Consider the following 11,711-nt stretch of genomic DNA (forward strand, 5'->3'; position numbering starts at 1 on the left):
TGACGTTTTTTAACTTTTCATAGGATGACTACTGATATAGAAAGAAGTACCGTTAATAGAATGAAGCAGAAGTATGACAAATAAACATAGGTATTATCTATTAAGTTTCTTCGCAAAGTAAGCAAAATAACTCATCATTATAGCGAAAATGACGGATGAAATGAAACAACGCACAATACCTAAATCTAATTTTAATAGTCGTTGTGCTAAGTAAAAGATTATAAAATAAACGATAAAAAAATATAGGAAATAACGTATTGTTTTCATTAGTAATCTCCTTATCAATTAAAATATGTATGATTTAAGGCTAACATGTATTAAATATAAATTAAAAATAATGAAAGAATAAAAAAGCAGAGTGATATTATAAGTATTATATAATTAATTAGTCTTTCAATTAATTATTTTTAAATAAAATTATATTTTAATTTATAAAAATTTTGAATGTATGAGTGTAATATTATATATTAAAGGTGGAAGTTCATTATAATTCTATAAGAGGAGTGATCCATAATGAAGAAATTTGCAAAAGCAATGGTCGTTGGTGGTATTACTTTAGGAACAGTATTAGGGTTTAATGTAACTGAGCATAACGGTGTATCAAATGAAGCACAGGCACAAACACATACGTCACAAGGCTATTATTATCATTATCATGGTTATACAAAGTCAGGTGGCGAATTCGTATTAAATCACACGTTCTATAATGCGTTAAAAGCTGGAAATGTAACATTTAACGGAATTAAAGTGAATGAGCAGTATCAAAACGGTACATCAACAAAAAAAGTATATGACCAAACATTTAATCAAGTCAAAGGCAACACAGCAGCAATGATTGATTTTAAGGTCGCACCTAAAACAGTAAGCTTAGAACAAGTAAAAGATGTTTACGGAGATCATTATCAATATCAACCATCATTGTCTAAAAAACAAGCAGATAAAACAGAAGGATTATACGGTTACACAGTAGGTAAAGGTCATATTACATTCCATGTCACAAATGGATACGTTGATCACGTTGTTGTGTCTTAATAGAAGATATAAAAGGGCAGCACCTCATTGCGAGGTGCTGTTTTTTATTAATCGAGTATATTGATGAATGTCATAATGAAAGTCAGTATACAAGCAATAATAATGACTAACTTTCCTTTTTCTGTTTTCTCATGTCCATGTTGGTATTCTCGTAAAACAAATAACCATGAAATGATAACTAGCAATCCTAAAACAATACTAATAAACTTCATGTAATAATCTCCTTGTACATCTAGAATTCTTGTTTCAAACATAACGTGATTTAAAATAACAATCAACTATCATTTTTGTACAATTACAATGATGATAAAAGGCATTACGATTGTTTATTATAGCTGAATTTTTAAAAGTATGATTAGAAAGCTACGTATATAATTTGTTAAAACTATAATTTAAACATACCTAAGACACCTATTTATATTCTAAGTTTTTACATATGAGAATAAAATATAATTATACAAATAGTTTTAGAAATAGATTAATATAAAATGTTAACCTTAATATATAGATAAAAAAATATTATTAAAGGAGGATATTCATGAAAGATTCTATCTTTTGGAAGAAAGCATTTATTCCTGTGTATTTCATCGTGGCTTTCTTATTGTTTCTTCTTTTTAAATTTTACATACAGACTGATAACTTTTCTATATACATACTCATTTTTATTATAGCCAGCTTTGGAATAGCATCTGTGATTTATAATTCTAGAAATAAATATTGGAAATGATAAATAAAGATATCATCTAAGAAGTTAAATATCTTAGATGGTTGTGAGGTTTTCATGATGAAAAAGTATTAATTATAGCATTAATTAGTACTATATTATTAAGCGCATGGTCGATAAACATTACACAGATTGATGAAATCGAGAGGATAAGGATAAGAAACAGACACAAGAATCACATAATAATAAAAACCATAATCAACATACTCTGCGAAAGAGATATTTAAAATTTAAATTATGTTTGTGAAAAAGTTTTGCTGGAAAAGAAGGCTTCATTTTGAAATTTATTTTATATTTCGTATATTTCTTTGTTTCTTTTTTTATTTTAAATTTGCTACTTGATTTAGTGATATCCATCCTTGATTTTGATGTATATCCAAGTCTTATTTCTACATTATTTTTTGCAATATTTATGACTCTATTTATTTATGTTTTAAAAGGAAATAAAAGTAAAAAATAAAATGCACATTTATGACAAGAAGATTTGTTTTGTGTTGAGAAGAACCCTTAACTAAACTTGCAAACGAATGTTGGCATAGCGTGACCTATTAAGTCGACCATTCGACAAGTTTTGGGTTTGTTATGGGTTCGGAGATTCAACGTCAATAAAGCAATTGGAATAAAGTAAAAATTTTGAAATAATATAAATATCAAGAGGTGATTTATTATTCAAAATAACAGAATTGATATTAATAAGCTCAGTACATTTCATCGTATTTCGTTTGTTATGAATATTTTCTTTTTAATTTTTATGGCTCCAATTTATAGTCTGGATAATGTCTACTTATCAGTTGCTTGGACTATTTTGGGTTTAATAAATGGTGTTTATTTATTAGTTAAACAAAGACATGGAAATACTAATAATCGTATGTGATGTATTGATAAAAAGAGCCTAAACACAGGCTCTTTTTTATTTTGAGCATTTTTCACATAAAACGTTTTGATTTTTAGCCCAACTTTTTAGATTTGTTACGCCATTAAGATTTTTTGAATTTGTGTGTATTGTTATATTTTCGTTTTTGTCGATTTCTTTTTCACAATGACTGCATTTTAATTTTTCAAGAAACATAAAATGACCTCACTTTTTGCGATTTTGTATTTTTTTGATTGTAGTTAATTCATTAAATTTGAGAGCATATCAGCTACATATGTTTCAGTAAATGCTGCTAATATAACCAATGGTAAACAGACGAATAAATATGCTTTTAATAAATTAATTAAACTTAATTTGAAAGAGTAGTTTTGCTTTTTTTCTTTTCTGAATAGATTGATTATTTTTCTTAAGATTGATTTATTTAGCATATAAAGACCACTAGTAAATATACAAAAACTCATCATTTCCAAAGTGTAATGGGGTATATAAGCGATTAAGCTAGTTAGACCTTTGTAAGTATCAAAATGGATGAAAAAACCGAATAGTATGCCAGGAATAATAAGTGATACTATTAAGTTTAGAGTATATAAAAATGGTATGGGTATTAAAGCTAACAAAAGCATTTGTATTGGTACATGAAAGCCATTATTTTGTATAAACCCCCAAACTTTTTTTAGACCTTGTGATTTACTAACGCTTTCAGGTGAATTGGATCCTAATTGTTTTATAAATTCTTCTGAAGGATGAAAAAATAAAGCGATTGGAATTGTCATTAGTAGTAGAATTGTTGATAGTATAAAGAAATTTAATGCTCTTTTAAAATAATTTTGGTCTTTAATATTTAGCATAATTAACCCTTTCTTTTTTGTTTTTTGAAACGAGTATCATGAGTTTCTTCCTGTCCAGATAATTAATAACTTTATAATAGAAAGTACTATATATTGAAGTGTATTTTATTTAAAAGTTCTATAAACATTTAAAGTACTGACATTTATCTTTTAATATTTGATATAACTCATTTTTACATAGCTCCTGTTTTTAAACAATACTGACAAATGAGTCATATTTTAAATTTTATAATTCTATTTATATCAATATGTTCGTAGATGACAAAAATTTCAGTATTAACAAATATTAACGCTATTGATATAAATATAGTGTAATTGAATTTTGAAAACATTTTTATATTACTCGTTGATATTGTAAATGTATGAAAACAAGAACAGCTACAGTTTCCTAATTATGCCTCTGGAAGCTATGGACCTAAAGAAAGTGAAAAAATTATTTAGTGAAGACGGATTGAATTGGTGGAATAATTTGTAATATAAAAGACTTAAAGTTGTCGTCTTTTGAATGAGTAGTTAATCATTGATTAATATGCAATAATCAATGTTGTAAAGATTATAAAGGGAGGATACTTAATGGATTTTATTAATATTACAGGTGCTTCACAAAATAACTTGAAAAACATAGATGTAAATATCCCAAAACACTTAGTAACCGTATTTACAGGACGTTCTGGTTCAGGGAAATCATCTTTAGTGTTTAATACTATTGCTGCGGAATCTGAACAGCTACTAAATGAAAGTTATTCCAGTTATATCCAATTTCATTTAAATCAACAACCCAGACCGAAAGTGAAAAAAATTAAAAATCTTCCTGTAGCAATGACAATTAATCAGAAAAGATTCAATGGGAATTCTCGCTCTACGGTAGGAACAGTTTCGGATATATATGCCTCCGTTAGATTACTGTGGTCTAGAATAGGCGAACCGTTTGTTGGCTATTCAGATGCATATTCCTTCAATAGTCCTAAGGGCATGTGTAAAACTTGTGAAGGATTAGGATATATTGAAGACATTAACTTAGATGAATTGCTAGATTGGGATAAGTCTTTAAATGAAGGTGCAATAGACTTTCCTTCTTTTGGACCAGATAAAGAGCGTGGTAAAGCCTATCGAGATAGTGGTTTATTTGATAATAATAAAAAATTGAAAGACTATACAAAAGATGAATTAGAGTTATTTTTATATCAAGAGCCAATGACGTTAAAAAATCCTCCTAAAGAATGGAGAAAGTCAGCTAAATATGTAGGGCTAATACCTAGATTCAGTAGAATATTTTTAGGCGATAAAGAATTTAATAAGAAACGCTACGCCAAACATCTTAAAAATGTAGTAAATAATAAAATATGTCCCACATGTAAAGGTCAACGTTTAAACTCGAAAATATTAAGTTCTAAAATTATGAGTAAAAATATTTCTGATTTTACCCAAATGACAATTAAGGAAAATTTAGAGTTTCTTAATAAATTAGAGGATCCAACAGCTAAATATATTATTGATCCTCTCAAAAAGCAGTTAGAAGCACTAGAATATATTGGACTAAGTTATTTAACGCTTAACCGTGTCACAACGACATTATCAGGCGGTGAAGCGCAACGTCTTAAATTAATACGTCATTTAAATAGTTCTTTATCGGATTTGGTTTACATTATAGATGAACCAAGTGTTGGCTTGCATCCGGAAGATATAGCTAAAATCAATGAAATTTTAAAATCTTTAAAAGACAAAGGCAATACTGTGTTAATTGTTGAACATGATCCCGATGTTATTAAAGAAGGAGACTATATCATAGATATGGGACCAGGTTCAGGAAAAAATGGTGGTGAAATCACATTTGAAGGAACATATAATGAATTACTCTCTTCAAATACTTCGACAGGTAACGCATTACGTAACAAACATAATTTAAAAGAGAATATTCGTGAAGCGAACCATTTTTATAATATCGGTCCTGTGACACAAAACAATTTAAATAACGTAAAAACGTCTATACCTAAACACGTATTAACAGTCTTAACAGGCGTTGCTGGTTCAGGTAAGAGTACCCTTGTTAAAGCAGGTTTTGAAAATAATGACCATACCATCTTTATTGATCAAAAAGCAGTTCAAGGATCTAATAGATCTAATCTGTTAACGTATTTAGGTGTTTTTGATAGCGTAAGAAGCTTTTTCAGTAAAGAAACAGGCTTAAATAAAGCTATGTTTAGTTATAATTCAAAAGGTGCCTGTCCAAATTGTGGTGGAAAGGGCTATATTAAAACGGAACTTGCTTTTATGGGTGATTTTTCACAGACATGTGAAGTTTGTCATGGCAAACGTTATAAACAAGAAGTATTAGATGCTACCATAGATGGGTATTCAATCGCCGATGTTCTCGATTTGACGGTTGACGAAGGTATTATTTTCTTTGATAAAAAGAATGATATTAAGTCAAAATTACAATCTGTAAGTAAAACAGGTTTGAATTATATGTCACTTGGACAACCTTTATCCACTTTGTCTGGTGGAGAGATTCAACGCGTGAAACTAGCACAACATTTAGATGAAGAGATAAAAAATAGTATTTTTATTTTTGACGAACCAACCACAGGCCTACATGAATCGGATATCCCTATATTGATGGAGTGTTTTGATGATTTAATTGATCAAAACAATACAGTTATTTTGATTGAACATAATTTATCGATTATGTGTGAAGCAGATTGGATCATCGATGTCGGTCCAGGCCCTGGGTTGGATGGCGGAAAGGTCCAATTTAGTGGAACACCTAAAAACTTTATTGATAGTTCAGAAACATTGACATCTAAACACTTGAAACGCTATATCAATCAGTAGAAATAGAAGAGTTGGATGAGTTTATATTTATTATATTCATTCAACTCTTTTCTTATCATAGATTCTTTCAATATAGAAATATTGAAAGAATTGTCTACCCAGTAGTTCCACCAAAAGTTGAGTATAAGTTAACAAACATAGAAAAACACTCGATAAAGTAGTTTATGCAATTTGTGATTGGGGGGATGAATTTCTGGAAGAAATTTCTAAATAGAAAAAGATTAAAATTTAAATATATATGTAAAAGACGCCTCAACTTTGAACGAGTTATTCAAAGTAAGGCGTCTTTATCTATATGTTATTGTGGTTTTAAAATAACTTTAATAGTATTATCTTTTTTTGATCAAAGATATCATAAGCTTCTTTTACATCTTCTAACGGCATAATATGAGTGATAATTTCTGTTGGATCATTTACTTCACATACTTCCATATTTTTATATCCTTGATAAGTAACTGATTTCATACAATCATCCTCTTTTAGCAAATATGCCCCTGTTATTAAAATACAAACTCAAACGAGTAAATTAAGTAATTATTATTTTGTGTTAAATATACATAATTTACATATAAATCATGTGAATTTATTGAATATAATCATCTTTTTTTGAAAATAGTATCTATAACAAAAGGAGGATATTCCCCATTCATTCACCATCAAATTTATTTTCTTATACGCCTCACTATCTCAGAATATCAATGTAAATAATTTTTCTATTATTTACCCCAAAATAAAGTTTGAAAGTATATATATTAATATTACTCCAACAATGATTTTGAACCATATAGAAGAATTTGAAAAAATACAAGGAAAGAGAAAAACAGAAAATAATACATAATTTAACTTATCGGAAGTTATCTGTAACTCAATTATTAGAAATGATATAATACAAAAGTCGTCGTTCACTTCTGTGCTGTATTTAGCATGGAAGGAGGTGACATCATGTTCAGTACACTATTTGTAACTATTATAGCTCCTATCATAGTAGGGGTTATACTCACGTTATTTTCTCATTGGCTGAATAATCGTGAAAAGTAATTTAGCGACGACATATAGCTAATACACCAAAAGAGCCCGATAACTATTCGCAGTAGTTATCGGGCTCGGTGTTTATCATGTTAGTACACTATTTGTTAATCAAATTATAACACTGGTTAGTAGAGGAATGCAAAGGTAGGAGAAAGGCTATGAAGAGTAAAAAAAGAATGGAAAGATTGTACGATGATCTATTTAGTACTAATTTTTTAATTAATTATGGTTATTTTGATATTACTCCTAAAAATAATCAAGATTTAACAGAATTAAACAACTATGGTAAATCAGATGCATTTTATTTAAAAATATTTAATATGAGTAAATTAGCAGAATATATTAATTATAATCCATTTTACATTAAAAAGTTTTTTAATGACAAAAACATACGCAGTACAGAACCAGTAATATTTACTATTCCGAAAAATAATACATCAAGAAGAGAATATAAGATTCCTAATATTTATAGCTATTTAAATTTGATGTTCTTCATGCAAAAAAATAAAAAAGAATTTAAAGAGGTTTTTCTAGCCAATAAATTTTCAACATCTAAATTTTTTTCACTTCCAGATTTTGATTTTAAATTTACTGATAATCTAAAAAAGACTTTACTTTACGGTGGTAATCATATATTAAATGTTGATTTATCTAATTTTTATCATTCTCTTTATACACATAGCATACCTTGGGTAATAATGGGAAAGAAGAATGCTAAAAAAGAAAGAAATAAGGGTTTTTCAAATCAATTAGATAAATTAATTACATCTTGTCAATATAATCAAACTCATGGAATACCTACTGGCAATATATTAAGTCGTATTATTAGTGAATTATATATGTGTTATATCGATTCTGAAATGGAAAATAAAGGATATAGATATGCGAGATACGTGGATGACATATCATTCTCATTTAATTTTGAAGAAGAGAAAGATAAATTTTATAGAGATTTTAACAAAGTATGTATGAAATATGAATTAAAAATAAATGACAAGAAAACTGAAGTAAATGATTTTCCATATATACATCCACAAAACAAAGACTTTATATTTAATTATTTCAAAAATTATTCTTCAAATAGTAAAGATGAAACTTGGATTATAGGTATTAAGAACTTTATTGATTTATGCATAGATGAAGAAAGAAAAGGAAATAAAGGCGCAATAAAAAGTATTTTCCCAGTAATAGAAAATACTTTAAAGACGAAAAAAATAAATAAATATAAAATAAGTAAGATATTTGGATATAAAAATAATATTACTAAATTTAATATCTTGCAGTTTATATTAGATTTGTCACTAAAGGACTCTAAATTAACAAATAGATGCTTATCTTTATTAAACTATTTAACTATTAAAATGGACGATCAAAAGTTAGTCTCAAAACAAGTTAACCAGTATTTTAAAAATAGAAACGAAGAAATTAGAAATTTATTAGTATTTTATAATAAAAATAATTATCATCAAGAAACTTATCAAATTCTTGTATATATTGTTGAATATGATGTAGATATTCTTTTAAGAAGTGATGTTTTGAATTTACTAAATGAAAATACAGATAACTTATCTTTATCGTTATTGACAATAATATATCTAAGAAAGTCTTGGAAAATAGAAAAATTATTAAAAAGAATTGATAATCTATTTAAAAATTCTAAGGAAGATTATCCAGCAACAGTAGGTGTAATGTCGCAAAATTTATGGTATTTCAGATACTTTATTTATTACTTAATAAAAGAAAATGTGATTTCTAAAAAAGAAATTAATAGTTATTGCAAGAGTCAAAAATATGAGTCAAAGCAGAAAGGGTATAAGAGCGATTTAAACTGGAATTATATTAATTCAAAAGATGATGTAGATGAATTTTTTAATGAATTATTAGAAAAAAAAGTACCACTTATAGATTTAAAACATGTAAATTTAATATAATTAATTATATTAAATTTACTTTTGTATTGTTTGAATACATTCTAACCCCCTCACTATTGTTAATGTGAGGAGGTTAATATATTATTTGTTAATCACAAGTACATTGAACTTATTTAGATATTTTTTTTTCTGAAGACAAATACAACAAGAATTAAGAAAATAAATATATAAACAATATTACCAATAAATAATTCATGTAATTCTAATTTTGTAATTTCTTTAAAACTTTTATCAATAATTTGAACCATGATATTCATCATGTTAATTGGATTCCATTTTAACCATTCCCATTTATCAATAACAATTGTTAATAAACCTGATAAAATAGAAGTAGCAAAATAAAAGACAATGCCGACTGCAATAGAAACACCTGGACTTTTCATTGCACATGAGATTAATAAAGTGATGCTTAAAACTAACCAAGTTCCAACGAATGTACCTAATCCAGTTAATAACATTTTACTTAATAATGATAGTTCATCACCTTTACTCTCAAGTAAATTAATATCGTTAAAGAAAATAGCCCATAACACAATAGCTATAGCTATTGTAATAATAAAATAAATTAACGAAAAAATAATTAAAGTTACGATTTTACTAATAATGATACTTGACCTTGTATATTTACGGTAAAGCAGATTTTTAATTGTACCATGATAAAATTCCATGGAAATGATTGTACTTGCTTGAATGATTAATAAGAAGATTAACCATGAAAAGCCACTAAATGCTGATGAAATAGCTAATTTTGGTGAAAAAACGTCATCATAATTTTTAGAAACTACTGCTTGAGCAAGCATTAATAATATAATAATAATAGGGATAATATATGTTGATTTCTTTTTGAATAACTTGAAACACTCTTGTTTGATTAGCGTACTCATTTTATGATTGTTCCTCCTTATCTATAATATCTAATAATACATTTTCTAAATCATTATCCTCGTATTTATTTAATTCTTCTTCTGTAGTTTCTGTTACAATTTTCCCTTTATTGATAATAAAGATAGAATTGGTGATTTTTACTAATTCACTTAAGATATGACTAGAAATTAAAAAAGTAACGCCTTCTTGTGCTTTTTTAATGATAAGTTCTCTAACATCTCGTACAGCTTTAGGATCTAAACCATTCATAGGTTCGTCTAAAATAATTAATTGAGGTTGATTCAAGAAAGCTATTGCGATACCTAATTTTTGTTTCATACCAAGGGAGTATGTTTTTGCTTTGTTATGTATATATTCATTCATTTTGAGTTGTGAGACAATAGTATCAATGTCATTAGAATTTTTAGATTCATTTAAAATCTTTAGATTGTCGTAGCCTGACATGAATGGATATATTCCCGGACTTTCAATCAACGCTCCAATATTGCTCTTTTTATGTTTATTTTCAATAACATTAAATTGTCCTTTTTGATAATTTGAATATCCCAATATAACTTTCATTAAAGTTGTTTTACCTGCGCCATTAGCTCCTACAAGACCTGCGATTTGACCTTGATCTAACTTTAATGAAACATCTTCAAGAATAGTTTTTTTACCTATCTTTTTGGTTAAATGTTCTACTGTTAAAACATTCATACGATAATCTCCTTTTAAGTTATTAAAATTTTTAATATAAATCTAAACTTAATTTATCATAAAAAAAGAACTAAGTTAAATTTACATAAAATAACATCGATATAAAATTGCGGGATATTGTAGGTTATAGGTACACCCTAATCATACAAAATAAGTTATTGAATTTATAGTAACTTAAACGTATGATTAGGGTGTATATTAATTGTGGAGTGAAAACGAATGATTATAGGTTATGCAAGAGTATCTTCGGTAGATCAGAATTTAGAGAGACAGCTAGATAATTTGAAAACATTTGGCGTAGAGAAAATATTTACAGAGAAACAATCGGGAAATTCAGTAGAAAATAGACCCGTATTTCAAGAAGCACTTAACTTTGTGAGAATGGGCGATAGATTTGTAGTAGAATCGATTGATCGCTTAGGTCGTAATTATGATGAAGTGATTAACACAGTTAATTATTTAAAGGATAAAGAAGTTCAATTGATGATTACTAGTTTACCTATGATGAATGAAGTCATTGGCAATCCTTTATTAGATAAGTTTATGAAAGATTTAATCATACAAATATTAGCAATGATTTCAGAACAAGAACGAAATGAAAGTAAACGTAGACAAGCACAAGGTATTCAAGTTGCGAAAGAAAAAGGTGTATATAAAGGGCGTCCGTTACTTTATTCAGCGAATGCTAAAGATCCTCAGAAACGTGTTATTTATCATAGAGTTGTAGAAATGTTAGAAGAAGGCCAAGCAATTAGTAAAATTGCAAAAGAAGTAAATATAACAAGGCAGACTGTTTATAGAATTAAATACGATAATGATTTGACTTAACTTAATAAAGAGTTATAGGTAGTTAAATTGTA

At 27.3% G+C, this 11,711-nt stretch carries 10 protein-coding genes and 3 pseudogenes; 8 read left to right on the forward strand and 5 right to left on the reverse strand.

The features are described 5' to 3' along the window. The first annotated feature begins 513 nt into the window (after window positions 1-513). Window positions 514-1,032, forward strand: a complete 519-nt coding sequence (gene isaB, locus MHI13_RS00725) for an immunodominant staphylococcal antigen IsaB family protein (RefSeq protein ID WP_049335343.1) — start codon at window positions 514-516, stop codon at window positions 1,030-1,032. Between the two features lie 47 nt (window positions 1,033-1,079). Here isaB and MHI13_RS00730 read toward each other — a convergent pair whose 3' ends face one another. Beyond that, window positions 1,080-1,244: a hypothetical protein gene (locus MHI13_RS00730; protein ID WP_017174774.1), complete on the reverse strand. Its 165-nt coding sequence runs from the start codon at window positions 1,242-1,244 to the stop codon at window positions 1,080-1,082. A gap of 326 nt (window positions 1,245-1,570) precedes the next feature. On the opposite strand from MHI13_RS00730, the gene MHI13_RS00735 reads away from it, so the two are divergent. After that, on the forward strand, window positions 1,571-1,759 hold the full coding sequence (locus tag MHI13_RS00735) for a hypothetical protein (RefSeq protein WP_049431661.1): 189 nt from the start codon (window positions 1,571-1,573) through the stop codon (window positions 1,757-1,759). A 1,110-nt stretch (window positions 1,760-2,869) separates the two neighbouring features. Here MHI13_RS00735 and MHI13_RS00745 read toward each other — a convergent pair. Then, entirely contained in the window at window positions 2,870-3,478 is a 609-nt protein-coding gene (locus MHI13_RS00745; RefSeq protein ID WP_049419905.1) for a stage II sporulation protein M, read from the reverse strand. A 573-nt stretch (window positions 3,479-4,051) separates the two neighbouring features. On the opposite strand from MHI13_RS00745, the gene MHI13_RS00750 reads away from it, so the two are divergent. From MHI13_RS00750 to MHI13_RS00760, 3 genes and pseudogenes are all read left to right on the forward strand, one after another. Then, the gene (locus MHI13_RS00750) at window positions 4,052-6,310 is read left to right on the forward strand and encodes an ATP-binding cassette domain-containing protein (protein WP_049437657.1); all 2,259 of its coding nucleotides are present in this window, start codon (window positions 4,052-4,054) and stop codon (window positions 6,308-6,310) included. Window positions 6,311-6,321: 11 nt separating this feature from the next. Continuing rightward, a pseudogene (locus tag MHI13_RS00755) lies at window positions 6,322-6,396 on the forward strand (winged helix-turn-helix transcriptional regulator); the annotation flags it as partial. Continuing rightward, window positions 6,391-6,524: pseudogene (locus MHI13_RS00760) on the forward strand (winged helix-turn-helix transcriptional regulator); the annotation flags it as partial. The pseudogenes MHI13_RS00755 and MHI13_RS00760, both read left to right, overlap by 6 nt. Before the next feature lie 84 nt (window positions 6,525-6,608). Here the strand turns inward: MHI13_RS00760 and MHI13_RS00765 are convergent. Then, window positions 6,609-6,730: pseudogene (locus MHI13_RS00765) on the reverse strand (alcohol dehydrogenase); the annotation flags it as partial. Window positions 6,731-7,252: 522 nt separating this feature from the next. On the opposite strand from MHI13_RS00765, the gene MHI13_RS00770 reads away from it, so the two are divergent. Then, window positions 7,253-7,348: a type I toxin-antitoxin system Fst family toxin gene (locus MHI13_RS00770; protein ID WP_000493114.1), complete on the forward strand. Its 96-nt coding sequence runs from the start codon at window positions 7,253-7,255 to the stop codon at window positions 7,346-7,348. A 149-nt stretch (window positions 7,349-7,497) separates the two neighbouring features. Further along, a complete protein-coding gene (locus tag MHI13_RS00775; RefSeq protein ID WP_083295477.1) occupies window positions 7,498-9,270 on the forward strand; it encodes an RNA-directed DNA polymerase in 1,773 nt (590 codons plus the stop codon). A 113-nt stretch (window positions 9,271-9,383) separates the two neighbouring features. Here the strand turns inward: MHI13_RS00775 and MHI13_RS00780 are convergent, their stop codons facing one another. Further along, complete coding sequence (locus tag MHI13_RS00780; RefSeq protein WP_054105842.1) at window positions 9,384-10,154, reverse strand: ABC transporter permease; 771 nt, start codon at window positions 10,152-10,154, stop codon at window positions 9,384-9,386. 1 nt (window position 10,155) lies between these two features. Beyond that, window positions 10,156-10,851 carry an ABC transporter ATP-binding protein gene (locus tag MHI13_RS00785; protein WP_054105843.1) on the reverse strand — a complete coding sequence of 232 codons (696 nt, stop codon included), beginning with the start codon at window positions 10,849-10,851 and terminating at the stop codon, window positions 10,156-10,158. A gap of 219 nt (window positions 10,852-11,070) precedes the next feature. On the opposite strand from MHI13_RS00785, the gene MHI13_RS00790 reads away from it, so the two are divergent. Further along, window positions 11,071-11,679, forward strand: a complete 609-nt coding sequence (locus MHI13_RS00790) for a recombinase family protein (protein WP_301994455.1) — start codon at window positions 11,071-11,073, stop codon at window positions 11,677-11,679. Window positions 11,680-11,711: the final 32 nt, after the last annotated feature.

The organism is Staphylococcus sp. FSL K6-0223 (assembly GCF_038008285.1).

What these genes read in the sequence shown, in the direction of transcription:
- MHI13_RS00785 (WP_054105843.1), bottom strand. Translation starts at nt 10,851, where the DNA reads ATGAATGTTTTAACAGTAGAACATTTAACCAAAAAGATAGGTAAAAAA.
- isaB (WP_049335343.1), top strand. Translation starts at nt 514, where the DNA reads ATGAAGAAATTTGCAAAAGCAATGGTCGTTGGTGGTATTACTTTAGGA.
- MHI13_RS00770 (WP_000493114.1), top strand. Translation starts at nt 7,253, where the DNA reads ATGTTCAGTACACTATTTGTAACTATTATAGCTCCTATCATAGTAGGG.
- MHI13_RS00790 (WP_301994455.1), top strand. Translation starts at nt 11,071, where the DNA reads ATGATTATAGGTTATGCAAGAGTATCTTCGGTAGATCAGAATTTAGAG.
- MHI13_RS00730 (WP_017174774.1), bottom strand. Translation starts at nt 1,244, where the DNA reads ATGAAGTTTATTAGTATTGTTTTAGGATTGCTAGTTATCATTTCATGG.
- MHI13_RS00775 (WP_083295477.1), top strand. Translation starts at nt 7,498, where the DNA reads ATGAAGAGTAAAAAAAGAATGGAAAGATTGTACGATGATCTATTTAGT.
- MHI13_RS00780 (WP_054105842.1), bottom strand. Translation starts at nt 10,154, where the DNA reads ATGAGTACGCTAATCAAACAAGAGTGTTTCAAGTTATTCAAAAAGAAA.
- MHI13_RS00750 (WP_049437657.1), top strand. Translation starts at nt 4,052, where the DNA reads ATGGATTTTATTAATATTACAGGTGCTTCACAAAATAACTTGAAAAAC.
- MHI13_RS00735 (WP_049431661.1), top strand. Translation starts at nt 1,571, where the DNA reads ATGAAAGATTCTATCTTTTGGAAGAAAGCATTTATTCCTGTGTATTTC.
- MHI13_RS00745 (WP_049419905.1), bottom strand. Translation starts at nt 3,478, where the DNA reads ATGCTAAATATTAAAGACCAAAATTATTTTAAAAGAGCATTAAATTTC.